Source organism: Peribacillus loiseleuriae (assembly GCF_001183985.1).
GTDB classification, from domain to species: domain Bacteria; phylum Bacillota; class Bacilli; order Bacillales; family DSM-1321; genus Peribacillus; species Peribacillus loiseleuriae.
On record NZ_LFZW01000001.1, the window covers coordinates 4245621 to 4262369 of the forward strand.

At 35.4% G+C, this 16749-nt stretch carries 18 protein-coding genes and 2 pseudogenes; 8 read left to right on the plus strand and 12 right to left on the minus strand.

The genetic code is table 11. The annotated features are described in order from the left end of the window. From AC625_RS26095 to AC625_RS19605, 7 genes are all read right to left on the minus strand, one after another. A partial coding sequence (locus tag AC625_RS26095; RefSeq protein WP_180320123.1) for an NEAT domain-containing protein occupies nucleotides 1-570 on the minus strand: 570 nt, incomplete at its 3' end. A gap of 28 nt (nucleotides 571-598) precedes the next feature. Next, nucleotides 599-1300 carry a heme uptake protein IsdC gene (isdC, locus tag AC625_RS19580; protein WP_049682817.1) on the minus strand — a complete coding sequence of 234 codons (702 nt, stop codon included), beginning with the start codon at nucleotides 1298-1300 and terminating at the stop codon, nucleotides 599-601. Nucleotides 1301-1428: 128 nt separating this feature from the next. After that, nucleotides 1429-2358 carry a ferrochelatase gene (gene hemH, locus AC625_RS19585; protein WP_049682818.1) on the minus strand — a complete coding sequence of 310 codons (930 nt, stop codon included), beginning with the start codon at nucleotides 2356-2358 and terminating at the stop codon, nucleotides 1429-1431. A 55-nt stretch (nucleotides 2359-2413) separates the two neighbouring features. Then, nucleotides 2414-2743 carry an antibiotic biosynthesis monooxygenase gene (locus tag AC625_RS19590; protein WP_049682819.1) on the minus strand — a complete coding sequence of 110 codons (330 nt, stop codon included), beginning with the start codon at nucleotides 2741-2743 and terminating at the stop codon, nucleotides 2414-2416. Further along, nucleotides 2734-3555, minus strand: coding sequence for an ABC transporter ATP-binding protein (locus AC625_RS19595; protein ID WP_049682820.1), 822 nt, complete (start codon nucleotides 3553-3555; stop codon nucleotides 2734-2736). Before AC625_RS19595 ends, AC625_RS19590 begins: the two co-directional genes overlap by 10 nt. Beyond that, nucleotides 3540-4598 (minus strand): FecCD family ABC transporter permease, encoded by a 1059-nt coding sequence (locus AC625_RS19600; RefSeq protein ID WP_049682821.1) that lies wholly within the window; start codon nucleotides 4596-4598, stop codon nucleotides 3540-3542. Before AC625_RS19600 ends, AC625_RS19595 begins: the two co-directional genes overlap by 16 nt. Nucleotides 4599-4763: 165 nt before the next feature. Then, a complete protein-coding gene (locus tag AC625_RS19605) occupies nucleotides 4764-5714 on the minus strand; it encodes an ABC transporter substrate-binding protein (protein WP_049682822.1) in 951 nt (316 codons plus the stop codon). A gap of 296 nt (nucleotides 5715-6010) precedes the next feature. Between AC625_RS19605 and AC625_RS19610 the strand changes: the two genes are divergently transcribed. Both AC625_RS19610 and AC625_RS19615 read left to right on the plus strand, forming a co-directional pair. Then, nucleotides 6011-6709, plus strand: coding sequence for a Crp/Fnr family transcriptional regulator (locus AC625_RS19610; protein ID WP_049682823.1), 699 nt, complete (start codon nucleotides 6011-6013; stop codon nucleotides 6707-6709). Between the two features lie 1068 nt (nucleotides 6710-7777). Then, complete coding sequence (locus AC625_RS19615) at nucleotides 7778-8206, plus strand: YugN family protein (RefSeq protein ID WP_049682824.1); 429 nt, start codon at nucleotides 7778-7780, stop codon at nucleotides 8204-8206. 238 nt (nucleotides 8207-8444) lie between these two features. Here the strand turns inward: AC625_RS19615 and AC625_RS19620 are convergent, their stop codons facing one another. Further along, a complete protein-coding gene (locus AC625_RS19620; protein WP_049682825.1) occupies nucleotides 8445-8867 on the minus strand; it encodes a pyridoxamine 5'-phosphate oxidase family protein in 423 nt (140 codons plus the stop codon). 168 nt (nucleotides 8868-9035) lie between these two features. Here AC625_RS19620 and AC625_RS19625 point away from each other — a divergent pair, with 168 nt between their 5' ends. Together AC625_RS19625 and AC625_RS19630 are read left to right on the plus strand one after the other, a co-directional pair. Next, nucleotides 9036-9464, plus strand: coding sequence for a ferritin-like domain-containing protein (locus tag AC625_RS19625; RefSeq protein ID WP_049682826.1), 429 nt, complete (start codon nucleotides 9036-9038; stop codon nucleotides 9462-9464). Nucleotides 9465-9570: 106 nt separating this feature from the next. Continuing rightward, nucleotides 9571-9885: a hypothetical protein gene (locus AC625_RS19630; protein ID WP_049682827.1), complete on the plus strand. Its 315-nt coding sequence runs from the start codon at nucleotides 9571-9573 to the stop codon at nucleotides 9883-9885. A 306-nt stretch (nucleotides 9886-10191) separates the two neighbouring features. Here AC625_RS19630 and AC625_RS26100 read toward each other — a convergent pair. The 3 genes and pseudogenes from AC625_RS26100 to AC625_RS19640 form a co-directional block, all read right to left on the minus strand. Next, nucleotides 10192-10348 (minus strand): annotated as a pseudogene (locus tag AC625_RS26100) (asparagine synthase). 194 nt (nucleotides 10349-10542) lie between these two features. Beyond that, on the minus strand, nucleotides 10543-11571 hold the full coding sequence (splB, locus tag AC625_RS19635; RefSeq protein WP_049682828.1) for a spore photoproduct lyase: 1029 nt from the start codon (nucleotides 11569-11571) through the stop codon (nucleotides 10543-10545). Further along, complete coding sequence (locus AC625_RS19640) at nucleotides 11568-11819, minus strand: transcriptional regulator SplA domain-containing protein (RefSeq protein ID WP_049683836.1); 252 nt, start codon at nucleotides 11817-11819, stop codon at nucleotides 11568-11570. Before AC625_RS19640 ends, splB begins: the two co-directional genes overlap by 4 nt. 202 nt (nucleotides 11820-12021) lie before the next feature. Between AC625_RS19640 and AC625_RS19645 the strand changes: the two genes are divergently transcribed. Beyond that, a complete protein-coding gene (locus AC625_RS19645; protein ID WP_049682829.1) occupies nucleotides 12022-12387 on the plus strand; it encodes a carboxymuconolactone decarboxylase family protein in 366 nt (121 codons plus the stop codon). A gap of 198 nt (nucleotides 12388-12585) precedes the next feature. Here the strand turns inward: AC625_RS19645 and AC625_RS19650 are convergent, their stop codons facing one another. Beyond that, complete coding sequence (locus AC625_RS19650) at nucleotides 12586-12819, minus strand: hypothetical protein (protein WP_049682830.1); 234 nt, start codon at nucleotides 12817-12819, stop codon at nucleotides 12586-12588. A 377-nt stretch (nucleotides 12820-13196) separates the two neighbouring features. On the opposite strand from AC625_RS19650, the pseudogene AC625_RS19655 reads away from it, so the two are divergent. From AC625_RS19655 to AC625_RS19665, 3 genes and pseudogenes are all read left to right on the plus strand, one after another. Further along, nucleotides 13197-13445: pseudogene (locus AC625_RS19655) on the plus strand (bacitracin ABC transporter permease); the annotation flags it as partial. A gap of 835 nt (nucleotides 13446-14280) precedes the next feature. Continuing rightward, nucleotides 14281-15639, plus strand: a complete 1359-nt coding sequence (locus AC625_RS19660) for an arsenic transporter (RefSeq protein ID WP_049682832.1) — start codon at nucleotides 14281-14283, stop codon at nucleotides 15637-15639. A 362-nt stretch (nucleotides 15640-16001) separates the two neighbouring features. After that, entirely contained in the window at nucleotides 16002-16670 is a 669-nt protein-coding gene (locus AC625_RS19665) for a DUF2642 domain-containing protein (RefSeq protein ID WP_180320156.1), read from the plus strand. Nucleotides 16671-16749: the final 79 nt, after the last annotated feature.

The window sequence follows — 16749 nt, forward strand, 5'->3', positions numbered from 1 at the left end:
GTTGCGTGTACGAAAGTTGATCGTGTATTCACCGTCTTCATATGTTGGCTCAGGCTTTTCTGGTTCTTCTGGCTCAGGTGTTGGCACATTTACTTCTACAAGGCTTCCCAGGTCAAATTTAAATTGAACCGTATATTCACTGTCGTAATTTAAACCTGGAATCCCCGTTACAATAACATGAGTAAATGCATTAAGTTTCTCTGATAAGTTCTCAACTTCAAAACGTACTACACGTGTGGCTTTTCCATCATCCTCACTAATTACTTCAGCGTCTGAATACACACCATCTTTTTCCACTTGGAACTTTTTAATCCAATTACTATTTTTTAATGTTAATTCAACATATTTGTTGCCATTTTCAACTTTTAATATTGCTGGTTTTTCCGTATAACCATCCATTACGGAAATTGCTTCTGATCCATCCTTTAAAACTTGGAAATTAATCTTGTATTCGCCGTCTGCTAACGGTTGTGTTTCTGCAAAAACAGGTGAATAAGTTGGAATTAGGGTACCAAAGATCATTAAAAACATAGTAAAAATAGAAATTATTTTATAAAATTGCTTCCTCACCTTACATGTCCCCTTTAATCAAAATGTATTATTGACTTTTTGCCTTCATTTTATATGCTAAAAATAGAGCAGAGATAAGCATAACAATCAGTATTCCAACTTCTGTGCTATCTCCTGTTTTTGGATTCGCTTCTGCCTTAGATTGACTCTTTACATTCGTATCAGCTGTAACTTCCTTACTGTTCGAAACTGCTTCAGAATGCTTTGTTGTCGCATTGTTTGCCTTCGCTGTAGAAGTTGACTTTTCCGTTGGAGTAGCAGCTTTCGTTTCAGTTGGTGCAGCGGCTACATTGATGCCCTTCAAACTGCTCATGTCAAACGAAAATCTTACCGTATATTTATTATCATAGTTATAATCTTCAATCAAGACGTGCATTTTTGATAGAATTGGCTTTGTTAAATCAGATGCGCTAAATTGAATCACTCTTGTATCAGAAGTTTGATCTTGACTGACTATCTTGACTGGGCTACCATTAATCGACAATTCTTTAATCCAATTACTTTGTTTAATTTTGATTTGAACCTGGATCGTACCGTTCTTAACATTCAACGTTGCTGGTTTCAAAAAGTAATCATTTGCCATCGAAGCTGAATCGTTATCACCTTTTAAAATCGTATAATTAATCGTATACGTCCCATCAGCAAGCTGACTAGCTGCGTCAACTTTAGGAGCAATAGAAACAAGTAATAGAGCTATTATAGTAAATAAATAAATCATCTTATTTTTCATATTTAACTCTCCTTCATTATCCAACTGATTATGATTATGATTATGATTATCATTATCATTTATAAAACCAAATTTTTTGGTGATGTTTCTCACATCACCAGATTTGTTACTCTCTTTACCTTCTAGATTTAAACGTTCAGCACTTCTAGTTCACTTAATTTTTCTTTTGAAATGTTTGCTAGGGCGTGGATGAAATCGATAGAATCATCAAGAAATTCTGTTCGAACATAATGAATGCCTAATGTGTTAGCAATTTCTTGACATTCAATTCCTATCTCCTGAAGCACTTCCACATTGTTTGTAAGTGAAAGTAACTCACATGTTACAATCCCCTTTTTACCATTTTCCGCTTCTTCATGGATTACATCTTTTATATCAGGTCCTAGCCAGTTCTGCTTCTGCCTTGCACTTCTATAAGCAATCTTCCAATTCGTTACATTCAACTTTGTAGCTACTCGCTCGGCTAATCCAGTAAACTGCTTCACGTATTCTTCATGTTTTTCTTCGTTTCCCGGTTGACTATGTGTCGTAAACACAACCGTTGATTGCTCTCTAGCAGACTTTGGCAACCAGTTTAGTGCTTCTTTTACCCGGCTTGCAATAACGGCGATATAATCAGGGTGTAGAAACCAGTTATCAATATGAGATACTGGGATCGTTAGCTCCCTTTTCTCGATTTCATCTTGCACGCTTCTCTGATATTGCCCGACTCCTTTTGCGGTATAAAATGGAGTCATTGGCAATGTAACAACATGAGTAACGCCTTCCGCAATCATTAACCCAACAGTTTCTTCAATATAAGGGGATGCATGTTTATACGCTGGATACACTTTTATTTCTGTCATCCCGCTTTGATTGAGAACGTATTGCAGTGCCTCTGCTTGCCGTTTTGTCTTTGTTCTTAGTGGATCAGGTGAGCCTAGAGCTAGATACTGTTCGACTATTGGTTTTAATTGCTCAGGTGACGGCTTTCTTCCTTGTAGAATATGAGTAAAAAACGATTCAATCTCATCTACACTTTCCGGACCACCATAGGACATCAAAATAATTCCGATCATTTGTCTAATCCCTTCCTTCTAAATGAGTGTATTTTTCCACTGTATTTCATCTTGCTTATATGGCATCTTGAGGTGATTTACCAGTTCCAGCCTTTTCTGCTACAACATCATAAAAAGCAATACCAAAATCAAGAACATATTCAGAACGTTCACCTCTATGTGATTGTCTAAAAGACTCTGTTTTTGTCCATTGATCATGGGCTTCCTTAGACTCCCATTTTGAAAAAATAGTAAACTCATCATATTCCTTTGTTCCTCTTGTCTTAAGTACATTTAACAAAATAAATCCAGGTGTTTCCTCAATTCCTCCCAATCGTTCAAACCGAGCCAACACCTTTTCTTCATTTCCTTTTTCTACTTTTAACGTATTTGTAATTACAAACATTTCTGATTGCTCCATTCACTTTTTTTATTTTCTTTTACTAAACCTGTAGGTGTACAAATGGGTTTATCCCCATCCAAATGTACACTTGCTCTAATGGCAAAGACTTCCCTAAAAAATTCGTCATCATATACGTCACGAGGCTTCCCTTGCCTCACCACCCTTCCATTTTTCATGGCAATAATTCGATCACTATATCTAGCTGCTTGATTTAAATCATGCAGCACCATAATAATCGTCATCCCAAGAGAACGGTTCAAATCTTCTAAAAGTTCCATGACTTCTAATTGATGGGAAATATCTAAATAACTTGTTGGTTCATCAAGAATTAATATATTAGGGGTTTGTGCAATCGACATGGCAATCCATGCTCGTTGCCTTTCACCTCCTGATAATGCCTGTAATGGCCGGTGTTGCATCTTGGTTAAATCGGTTACAGATAAAGCCCAATCTATATAAGTTGAATGATGAGCATTTGGTTCTTCAAACCATTTCAAATATGGATTGCGTCCGTGCGTCACTAAATCTCTGACCGTTAAGTCTAGTTTGTGATTATTCACTTGCGGCAACATCGTCATCTTTTGAGCAATATCCTTTTCTTTCATTTGGTTTATCATCTTCCCTTCAAGGAAAACGGTCCCTTTTTCAGATTTTAGGAGCCTTGTTAAGAGACGTAAGACGGTTGACTTCCCCGAACCATTCGAACCGATAATACTGACCATCTCCCCTTTGTTAAAGGAGATCGAAAAATCTTGAATACAATATGTATCCGTATAACGATAAGCGAGTTGGTCGGCTACTAAGACATTTTCCATCCTTTAATCCCTCCTCGTAATAAGTAAAGAAAGAATGGTGCACCAATTGCGGCTAGCAATATCCCTACTGGCAATTCAATTGGATCAAACCAACTTCGTGCCACTGTATCTGCAAAGGCAACGAGGAAGGCACCAGCAAGTGCTGAAATCGGCAGGAGAAAGCGATAATCATTCCCGACAATCATTCTTACAAAATGAGGGACTACTAGCCCAACAAAGCCAATTAGCCCAGCAACACTTACCGCAGCCCCTGCCAAAAAAGTAGCTAACAGGATGAGAAAAAAACGACTTCGTTCTACTTTATTTCCTACCAATCTAGCCACTTCATCTCCTAAAAGCATAATATTTGCGTGTTTAATAGCGAAAATAGATAATAAAAGCCCAATGAGCGCATAAGGCCAAATGATTTGGAAATGCGGCCAGCTTCTCCCCGCAAGACCCCCTACCAACCAAGGGAGCACTGCTTGAACTCGATCACTGTATAAAATCATAACCGTTGACATAACGGCCCCGAGTAACGAGTTAATCGCAACTCCGGCTAAGATCATTCGTAATGGAGAAATCCCACCATCCCAAGCAATAAAATAAATCGTAAACGTGGCAATAAGCGCACCTAGAAACGCACCTAGAGGAAGCAAGTGTATGTATTCTGGAAAGATAATCATCATGATGACCGCTACTAAACCGGCCCCAGCGGAAACTCCAATGATCCCTGGATCGGCTAAAGGATTTCTCATGACACCTTGCAATAATGCTCCAGAAACAGCTAAACAAGCGCCTACAAGTAAGCCTGTTAATAAACGTGGCAATCGTAAATCCCAAACAATTTGCTTTTCAACCGTATCCGCCGTAGAAAATAATGCACCCCAAACCTCTTTTAATGGAATCGAAACAGAACCAACCATTACTCCATAAACAATCGCAATACCACATAGTAGGAGGAAAATAAATAAAGTCCTAAACCGCTTTTTTGTCCTTGGATCCTTTTCTGAATTTAAAATCTGTATGTCTCTCTCAGTGTCAATGTGCTTCGGTTCACCCATCTGCTTCTCCTTTTTTATGTTTCAATATACAAATCGTTCATGAGCGTCTGATCCCAACTTAGGCGATGAAAAAGGTTCAGGTTCTCAATTTGTATCACCTTATGAAGGCGGCGGTGCGGAGCTGATTTTGCAAAGCCCCGCCCCTTTTCCACAGAAAAACACTATTTATTTCTCGGTTGCAATCGACTCTAAACTCTCCCTTAAATAACTTAGTGAATCAGCCACTTTCGGTCCAGGACTCGTTCCAAATAGTTCATAAGGTAGAAAGTTAAAATTGTCATGTTTAAAAGCGTTTACTTTATTCCAAGCTGGATTAGATTTTAACTCTAGTTTAAATTTCTCTTTTACAGCATCTGGGTCACCGTGTGTAATAAAGTAAATAACATCTGGATTTGCTTCTATGACCCGCTCCATGCTCAGTTGCGCATAATCTGGATAACTATCAATTCCCGGGAGATTGCTCGCGATATTTTCGCCGCCGACAATCTCTAATAAATTCCCGGAAAGAGACGTTGGCAAGGCAGCCAGAAATAAGTCAGTCGTTCCATAAACAATTAATGCTTTTACTTTCTTGTTTAAAGGTTTGGTTTGGATCGTTGATTTCTTTTCTTCTATTTCGGCAATCATTTCATTCGCCTCATTTTCACGATCTAGGATTTTCCCATACATGCTAATGACTTCAATGATCGTTTCATAACTATTGCTATTTGTTAAAAAAAGTTTCAATCCTAGTGCTTCCGCAGTGCTGGCATCTTTCATATTTAATCCAGCATGTCCAATAATAAGGTCTGGCTTTAAGCTAACAATCTTCTCAAAATCAGCTTCATGAGCTGTACCAACCTCCTCGATATCAGCTAGTTCCTTTGGAAGGACCTCACTGCTAACAGTGGGCCGCCCAACAATTTCTGCTCCAAGACTATGAACAATTTCCATATCTCCTTGCACAAGTGAGACGATTCGTAATGGCGGGTCGTCAAACATGATCTCTCTATTCGCATGATCAGTCATGATAACTCGTGCGGTATGATCTTTGTTTTCCTTCATACTCACTGAACTTTTTGAGCATCCAGTAATTAATAAAAGGAATAATAAAATAATTATAGAATTTGTTCTCAAACTAATCCCCACCACATCCCTAATTTCTTTTATGCTACTGAATGATCAGATTATGAAAAATAGATTTTGATTTATTCCGATGAATACACTAGAATGATAATGATAATCATTATCGGTTAATTGTCATTATAGGTGATACCTTTTACCCACGGCGTGATTAAAATCACATATCAATCAAAATTATTACAATTGATAAAAGATTTGGTAACAAAGGAGCAATTTTCATTATAAATGATAATCATTTTCAAATATGTGATTTCTGTCACCCATTTTAATAAACTAAGGAGGCCACTACGTTGAATGAAAAAGGACCTATGAATCAACTATTAAATACATTTCCGCTTTTTAGAGAATTAGAAAAAGAACTGTTGGATGATATCCTTACCTATTGCGACTATATAAAAAAGGAAAAAAATCAATATCTTTTTATGCAAGGTGATTTCATGCACTCGATTTATTTTTTGTGTAATGGAAAAGTAAAAGTATATAAAATTGATGGAAAAGGGAGAGAGTTAATTGTAGGAATCCATACAGAAGGGGAAATGTTTCCGCAAGATAATTTCTTTGTTGAAAAAAATCATTATTTAGCAAATGCATTTGTACTGGAAGATGTTACTCTCATTTCTATATCAATCACTCATTTTGAACAATTGCTAGAAAAGTACCCAAGAATGAGTGTCGCCTTACTTAAAATGACCGGGAAACAAATAATCGATTTGCAATTACGTTTAGAAGATAAAATATTTAATACAGCTGAAGAACAGGTCATAAACTTATTATTACGACTATCTAGAAATCATGCAGTCACACTTTCAAATGATAAAATTTTATTTTTAACACCTTTCCAAGTGAAAGATCTTGCTAGTATGATTGGCTTTTCTCGTGAAACCGTTAGCAGGATTATGAATAAATTTGTTTTAAAGAAACTAATCGAAAAAGATGATAAAGGACGCTTAATCTTAAATCCTGTTTTAATAAAGGATTTTTACCAATAATTTTTTCTAAATAATAATTGTAGATGTAAAATCATTAGCTTCTTTAACTCTTAACACGTTCGTACAGTAAACCGGAAATGAAATCTTAAACAAGGTTAGCAACTATTTGTGAATCCATGCAAAAATCCTATTAGACTTTTTTATCTTGCATTAACAGGCAGTCCCCTCCACCTTGCTGATATCTTGATGTCCATGCAGTTTGGAGAGGATGATTATATCCAAAATCCTTTTCACTTTAATGTCCTTATTGCAAAAGTACAATCGATTCATCGACGTCAATATTGTCAAAATTGAACTTAAAATATGGTATGGGGCAACTGTGAATGATGAGAAAAATACGATCTACCATTAATACTAAATTGTTAGAACTGACAAAGAATGAGGTGATTATCTTAAAATTAAAACAATGAAGTCATTTAAATCTAAGTGTTTCTTAATAATCTCTCCCTAAAATGCAATTAAGCACTTGTCCTTATTCATACAGATAGGTAAGGGGGGTGATATACACATTTCTATATATTGCGCATGTAGAACCGTACATTCAAAAGTTCGAGGATCTTAACCTTTTTCTTTAGGTTTATTTGCATTCTCACCATAACCATTCAACTCAAAGCACCATGATTTACACCAACCCGCTCGGGGAGGTTTCCGTCAGTCGAACTAGTACGGTAAATTCTCACTTCATTTCTCCTAGCTTATAACACTATCATTCTTACTAAATCGAGTGTTAGTAAGAGAGAACTCTTCAGGACATTCCCCCTTCAATTGACCCCTCGATATAGCCCTTCAGTTCCTTGACTTAGAACTGTCTAACCTTTACCTGAGAGTTGTATCCATCCTCCATTTAAATTAGAAACGATTCAAGAATACGCCCAATTGTGAAATAGATGTTTCTTTAGAATAATGTTTAATCAAATTGATACTAATAACCTTGATAAACGAACAAAAGAAAAAGCGTGTTTTTTTAAAAAAGTTTTTCATCTTTACATCTCTCTATTATTTTTATCGTATCTATTTCACCTTTTTGTTAAGAATAGTAATAAACATTTTTATCAGGAGTGAATGATGATGATCAAATTACAATCAGGTATTGAGGGAAAACAGGCTTATTTTGGCGTTGTACGAGAAATGTTTAACTCCTTTGGATGTAGTTTCTGCAGTAATTTTGAATATGACCAAGGGAAATTCGACACGGTTTTATGGCGGGAAGATGGGGAAACCATTTACTTACGAATCCCTTTCAATGTTTTGGATGGTGCTTTGGATCACTCTAATGCATTTATTGAGTTTGGAACACCTTATGTTATCAAACATGTAGTGAATATTGGACTAGACTATGATGAAAACTCATTACTGACCACTACCGCAGGTCTTAATCAATTTCAAGAACCATTGGATAATGACGGGTATTTAAGAGATAAAAGTCACTGGAAAAAAGCCGGTGAAGAAACAATAGATCATGTATTGAATTCCATGAATGAACTCTTAAGCTCCTAATCTAAACTGATTCTACGATGAAACAAAAACAAAAAAACGCTTGAGTAATAAAAGATTATTCAAGCGTTTTTAATATCCAAAGCATCCTCTTCCCAACAACCAATAAACGGTACCCCATTTCCATTTTAGTAGTTATTCGTAATCCGAAAATTATGGCTACTATTTCTAAATAATTATTTACCCGTTTCGTATCCCTTAACTAAAAGAATGTATGGTATGAACGACATTTTTGCGGTTATTACAAATTAAGTTCTTGGAGTGGTTCGCCATGATTATTTAAGATACGGATCGTTTCTGGTTGTATTTCTAGAAATACATAGTTTGGATCTTCAGGACCGTCAAACCATTTTTTGAATGATTCATCCCAGAATTGTTTTTTCAAATGTTGCGAATCATTAATTATGGATGTTCCGGAAATTTCAACATAGGTATCGCTTAGTCCTTTATCTTCATAACCTAACAGAACAGAAACGGATTTATTTTTTGCTATTTCATCTACTTTCTCAGTATCCACTTGCGTTGGTGTAAATAGCGTTAAGTCCTCATTATAGAACGTCATATATCGTGAATGAGGCTTGTTATTTTCTACAGTTGAAAGGACGCCCGTTCTATGATCTGAGATAATTTTCTTGACTTGTTTTTTCAAATCTTGCTGGCTCATTGATTTTCACTCCTTTTCTACGTACTATTCCACTTATTCTTCAAATTAAACCCTTCCGTTTCTATGTTTTTCCTGGAGCAAGTAAAAATTTCACATCCCATTTAAGCAATGGATATGGATAGTCCTTACTTTTAGACAAATAATACATAGATAAAGGAGTGTTTTATTATGGAAGTTAGCGATGTAGTAAAAACATTAAATGCCTTTTTAAAAGGACAATATATGGGTATTCATGCTTATGAACATCACATACAGAAATTAAACGACCCGAACACAAAAAAGGAATTTCAAAGGATTCAACAAGATCATAAGTATCACGCCTTAAAGGTAGCAGAAAGAATTCAAAACCTCGGAGGAACTCCAGTAGATGATGAGGGGATTATTGGTTCCATTCAAGGGTACATAAGCCATTTCAAAATACCTGATACAACGGTTGAAATAATAGAGAGTGCATTAAAGGGAGAAGATTATTATGGAATTCATATATCAGAAGAAATTGTAAAAGGTGATTTAGATTTAGAAAGCCGTCAATTGATTGAGGAGATATTGGATAAGGACAGAGAGCATGTGAACTTTTTAAAAAGTTTAGTTCATTAGTATGACTCGTACTTAATTACTTAGCTATCTTTATGCTTGCTTGTCACATACACTGACTTAAACATTAACAAGAAGTGAATTCTAACTATATAAAGAAGGTGATTTTATGGATAGTTTCTTAGTCCTAGCAAGTATTGTATTCCCTATAAGCATGTTTATCTTACAGAAATTCTGGATGAAGTTCCGTTTAATTTTTAATATCGGTGCTATCATCTCGACACTTATTTTTGGAAATATTGCTTCTCTATCTATTCTTGAAATTATTAAAAATAAAAGTGTTTTTATGACTAATATCCACGCTGTTTTCTTAAACCCCTTTTTCTTATTTACTGGAGCCTACATAGGTATATATATCCTTTATCAACTGTTGGTATTAACTATATTTCTGGGTTTTACATCAACGTATCCGAAAGATAAATAAGGATCTTGGAAACTAACTGAAGGAATTAATCGTTTACCGGCGGCTACAAAGTTTCCGGTGGATTCCACGGAATTAGTGCATCGGTCGTAAATGCGCTTACGACGAAAAGATTATGACTTATCATTAAGCAAATAGGATTAAACTCTTTTACCCTACTCCTATTTGCTATGCATGAACTATTTTTCAAAAAATATCCTATCTCTATATTCTAATATATGGAATGATCTTGTAAGTTTTTAAAAAGGATTTATTGATAAATAGAAGGCAAGCACCAAATGTGCTCGCCTTTTTCCTAACGGACGGTGTTCAAACAAAGTCAATTACTCCTAATACCACGTGAGCTAAACCGAATCCAAAAAACGGTATGGGCAACCATTTTATTGGAATTACATTTTTGTTTCAAAGCGGAACCTATTACGGTTACAGCTGATCCTAATGCAGTTGGAATTAAGCCTTCACGTATATTCCTTCCATACCAAAATTAGTTGATCCCTAAACACTATCTTATATTTTCACGTCGGTGATTAGAAATATTCTGAGAGCATTGAGTAATGATAATTACTGATTAACTTATCTCTACAAAGGTCTAGACTGCGTCATTGGATTTTATATTTATAACCGGAACAATAAATAAACAAAGATGGATAGAAGTTTGCTTTATGTGAAATACTCTAATTTTGCATTAGGAAAGAACTTCTCCATATAGGAATATAAATGTTCTTTAATATCCTCTTCTTCATCTTTTTGATAAATGTATTTGCCTATTCCGTATTTCCCCCATTTATATCTTCGTGCTGCCTCATTTAATTCTAATTTAGTCATCGGATAGTTTTTTTCAATTACTTTTTTTGCCGGCTTTGTAAAACGATGTTGAATGAATTCAAATGTAATATCTTTCCTTGCTTCAATAGGTAATTCAGCATCCAGACGTTCAAACATATGATAGTACCCTTCTTGCCAACCTTCATGAAGGTAAATAGGTGCCACAATAAACCCTAATGGATATCCAGCTCTTGCTACTTTTCCTGCTGCTTCAATTCTTTTTGCTAAAGGAGATGTCCCTGGCTCAAAGTTTTTAATCACATAATCGGCATTGATACTAAAACGAAATCTCGTTTTTCCGTTATGCCTTGCATCGAGTAAATGATCGACGTGGTGAAACTTTGTAACAAATCTCAACTTTCCATACTCGGATTCTCCGAAGTGCTCAATCGCCCGTTTTAATGTATGTGTTAGATGGTCTATACCGACTATATCAGAAGTACAAGCTGCTTCAAATCTTGTCATTTCTGGTGCTCGCTCTTCCATATATTGATCGGCAGCTGCTAATATCTCATCCACATTCACATATGTACGGATATACGGCTTGCTTCCCATCGTTGTTTGTAAATAACAATAATGACAATGTCCCATACAGCCTGTGGCAAAAGGAATAGCATATTCAGCTGAAGGTTTTGAGGTATCGAACTTGAGAGTTTTTCTTATTCCAACTACTAGTGTAGACTTGGCAATTCGATATTTTTGAAAATCATTTTCACCGGGAAGATTTCTTACCTGATTATGAGAAGTCGTATATCGAATTTCTATACCCATCTTTTCAAATTTTTCTTTAAGCTCTTTTCCAAGTGGATAATCTAGCGCTTGTGGTTCAAAGTATACGAGTTGGGGTGTAAATGGTTTGATCATAAAAATACATCCCCGAAATATTGTTGATACGCTCGCTCAGCCTCTGCTTCGCTTGAATATACAGCCAATTCATTAGTTAATGGATAATAAGTCTCGTACAAAAAAAGCGCTAATTCATTCGGGTTCTCCGGATTATTCACGACTGCCGCTTCCTGTATATTCGCTACATTTTGTGTATGAGGGTTTCGATAAAAAACAAAAACAATATCTCCTGCTTGATAAGGACTACATTCGTTGTTCACTTCCATTTTCATCACCCTCTCCTAACATTTATTATCATTTTGCCTTCAAAGGGGGAAAATATGAGTACTTGATTATGGAAGGATAAATGGGAGTCTAACTGCCTCGTTAATCTGCAATAAAAAATAACATCGATGTTGATTAATCACCTTGTATTTAGCTCATACTAATTTGGAATTAATGAATTAATGAAATGGAGCTGAATTATGTATGGAATTTGAAGCTAGAACTTCTACAGAAGCCGCCCTTCGTGAATATAAAGCTGGACTCGGTTTATTTACTGAGAAAATGCCTAAACTCGCTGAACAATTTAATGCCTTTACAAAAGAGTGTTTTAAAGAAGGTGTTTTATCTAAGAAAGAAAAACAGCTTATTGCTTTAGGCATAAGCCTTTATTCTCAAGATGAGTATTGTATTATATATCACACTAAAGGCTGTCTTGATCAAGGGTGCTCAGAACAAGAAATTCTTGAAGCTGTTGGAGTTACCGTAGCTTTTGGTGGAGGAATGTCTATGAGCCAGGCGGTAACTCTTGTCCAAAAGTGTGTTCAGGAATTAAATCAATTGAAGCAGTAATTAAATTCTATCGTGTGGAAATATCGTGTAAAGACAATTGCTTCTTAATTTTCAAGTGAGAAAACGAAATGGATAAGTAATAAATTTTTAATATAGTAATAAAAATCCCCCCTTATAAAGTAGGGGATTCCGCCGATAAAGGACAAATAAAATAATAGGTTTGTATATGCCATTACCATGGCATCAATTAGTTATCTATCATACGTCTTTAAAAAGGACCATCATTAAATAACCAGCGCAACACAGGGCTTTAAAATCCATGGTGAATAGACCGTAATCAATAACAACCATTTCATTATCCTCGGAAAATGCGACATTAGCTAACCGTAAATCTATTGGAATGATGCCATAACTCAGGAATATTAATTCCAACTCGATTAGTTTCGTATATTTCATGATTGCTTGTGGCATATTAGTCTCCATCTTCTTCATAATAATCCAGCTGGTTCCAAACTCCTTAACTGGACAAATATACTTTTGGGTCTCCCTGTTACAATTATTATAAAGATAGGCTTCATTTGCGTTGCCTATTAATTCTACTTCAGACAGTACAATTTTTAATATATATGAAACGCAATAAAGGTTTTAGTGTGAATCTTGTCGGCATTCAAACGTAGATTATCAAAGGGAGTCCAAGACAAGAGAGTAAAAAGACCAAATTATTTATTGTTATATATATCCATTCTAAAAGTCTAAAACTCTCATAAAGTGAAACTTCAATCAGTGGGGCTTTCTTCATCCCCCACTAATTGTTAGTCCCGTTCTAGTGTTGATAATACCTCCGCTTCGATAAAGCAAATACTGAATAAGCAAATAAGATTTTTCAAAAAATGAATTTTAGTGATCACCGCTCATATGATTCCCGCCTTGAAAGGAGTAACAATCAGAAAATGGCTATAAGACTAATCATGTTTATCGTTGACTTTTTAGGATTAACGTTTCTGATTACATCCGTATGTATCCTTTATTTCAAACAAATGGATAAAACTGAAGATGAAGAACCAAATTACACAATTTTTCGAAAGCTCGGTTCCACAGAGGGAGACTTGTTAAAAGGAAGTTTAAACCTAGAATTATTGTTATGAAAAGATCTTGCTAGAGTCCGATAAGGAGGTTTATGTTACCTGCACAAAAAAAGCCTATAATTTTTTATTCAAAATGTTAAATAATTTTCTTGTTCAACTTTATCCATCTCCGCAAAATCTTCAATTTCTAGCTGCCTTATAACTCATTTATAAGTTCGATTGTTTCCTATCCATTCGATGAAATTTGTATAACCACCAGTATATTTTTAAAAATTTCAATTGTCTATCTGATTGGGTGGGCACATTTTTTATTTAGACAACTAGTCACCCATCTTCATATGGTATTTTTACTAGAAGTACAGATGCACATTTTTATAAATATAGTCGCATATCCAGCTAATTACCAGTAGGGATGAATATACATATGAGTAATCGGACATGCAGTGTCTACTGACCAATATCATTGAATAGAGGGTATGTTCATCCATAAGTTTTGAACATTTTCATAGCTCTGCTTCAGCGTTCCTAATGACAATGGTACCTATATTTTGGAGACCAAGAGGGATAAATGAAGCTTGTCTGGCATCGGTTGGATTAGGGATTATTCTAGTAGTGGTACAGACAACATGGCGAAAAAAATGTACGTTAAGGCTACAATCTTTGATATGAAAGGAAAGAACCAAGGTTATCCATTCTCTAAAAATCGAACTAAAACTCACTCAAAAAACAAATTTTCATTAATCTAGTTTGATAATCTTTTACGAAAGGGCTTTGCGTACAAACTCTCTGTAACATTGGCGAGATCCCAATTTGTTATCGGTCAAGGAGATACTAAAAGATTCTAGAAAGGAAGGTATGATACTTTACAATGGATATTCACATCATGATTTCAATTATTGTATTCCTTTTCACAACAGCAGTAATCTTATGGAGACCGAAAGGCATTAACGAGGCATGGCCAGCATCAATTGGTGCAGCGATTATTTTATTAACAGGCGTTGTATCTCGTGCTGATGTTCTAGACATTATCTATAAGATTGGCGGCGCTTCAATCACCATTATCTCAACAATAGTTATGGCTGTTATCCTAGAAAGCTTCGGTTTTTTTCACTGGTCAGCAGCACGACTAACCATCTTAGCTAAAGGTTCAGGCTATCGGCTATACTGGTACATTCAGTTATTATGTTTTTTGATGACACTGTTATTTAATAACGATGGCAGTATCCTTATCACTACCCCCATTTTAATTCTACTCCTCAAAAACTTGCAGTTAAAACCCCATCAACAAATTCCCTACCTTTTAACTGGAGCACTCATTGCCACAGCTTCAAGCGCGCCTATCGGGGTAAGTAATATTGTTAATTTAATTGCATTGAAAATTGTTAACATGACGCTTTACATGCATACTGCGATGATGTTTATCCCGTCATCGTTAGGATTATTATTTATGTCATGGTTAATGTATGTAGTGGTCAAACGGAAACTGCCAAAACAATTACCAAATTCAGCGTTTGACATTGAGCACATATTTTTCACGAAAAACTTTCATCCTTTAAAAGGGCAAATTTCAGTTGATTCCAAACGTCAACGTACAAAATTTATGTTAAAGATCTTGCTGTTTGTCTTTGTCATGCGCTGTTCGCTCTTTGTCGCCTCTTTCTTTGCTATTCCAATTGAGTTTGTTGCGGTATTTGGATCACTCGTATTGCTTATATGGAGATGGTACCACTTACGTACAAATCCTGTTGATATATTGAAGAAAACGCCTTGGCACATCCTGATTTTTGCTTTTTCCATGTATGTGCTCATTTATGGCCTTCACAACTCAGGATTAACAGCCCTACTTTTAAATATATGTGAACCGATTGTAAAGGAGGGATTATTCCATGCAAGTTTTATCATGGGGGGATTAGTCTCCATATTATCTAACCTTTTTAATAATCATCCCGCCTTGTTGATTGGAACCATTACATTAACAGAAATGAACCTGGATCCCATGACACTAAAGACTATGTATCTTGCAAGTATTATCGGAAGCGACATAGGATCATTATTGCTGCCTATTGGGACACTCGCCTCCTTAATCTGGATGCATATTTTAAAGAAAAATAAGATCAAAGTGAAATGGAAAGATTATTTAAGCGTATCATTGATTGTCATTCCACCAACGGTAATTGTAACCTTATTTTTGTTATATAACTGGATACAACTCGCCTTCTCTTCATAGAGGTACAGAAAACATATCGGAAAAATAGATGGTAAGACTACAATCTTTGATACAAAATTAAAGAACTAATATTATATATTTTCTTAAAGTAGGGATTTTCTCGAACCAAAGCTCAATCCCCAAAACCAGTTTCATCAATCTGGTTTGAAACCCTTTATAACTATCGTTACACTTGCCCCCCTTATTTGGATGCATATACTAAAACAAAATAAAATGAAAAAAATTTATTTAAGTGTCTCCATAGTTGTCATCCCCTTGCCCACAATTGTAACGCTATATCTATTATTCTATTGGGTCCTAATTATAATTACCTAATACATTCAATCAATTTAAAATTCTAGGAGGAGATTTTGTTGAGCAATATGACGGAATTAATTGGAAATAACGTTTATATAGAATTGACAAAGAAAAGCTATTTTAAAGGAATTCTTATAGATGTAGGTTCAGATATACTGGTGTTATATGACGGTCAAAAGTTTTTTTATATCCCATGGCTTCATGTCCGTAGCCTCCAACTTAATAGTAATACGAATGACCAGGTTGATAGTCCGACAGAATCGTCATTAGCTGAAGAAACGGAGTCCATTTCCTATCGTAAAATATTAACTAATGCTAAAGGGATGTTTACGGAAATTTCTGTAATTGGTAATCTGTCTTTCCACGGGTATATTCTCAGCGTCTTAAGTGATTACTTTGTTTTTTATTCACCAGTTTTTAACACGATGTATATTTCCCTATCACACTTGAAATGGATTACCCCATACCATAAAAATATTACTCCATACACTCTCAGCAACACAAGCCTGCCAGTTAATCCTTCTAATACCCCTTTGTTGCGCTCCTTTGAGGACCAACTAAAAAAGGTAGAGGGAAAACTGGTGGTGATTGATGGTGGAGGAGATCCAATGAAAATCGGATTGTTAAAAGAGGTAAAAAACAACCTATTGGAAATAGCCATTGCAAGTGGAGAAACCGTGTATTTAAAACTTACTCATGTTAAATCCCTGCATCTTCCTAATGCTAATTTTTAAAATAGAGATTTTTCATGATATTAAAAGGAGTCTGATTCCGTTTCAAAATATTACACCGTTCGAAAAATCCAAACGGTAT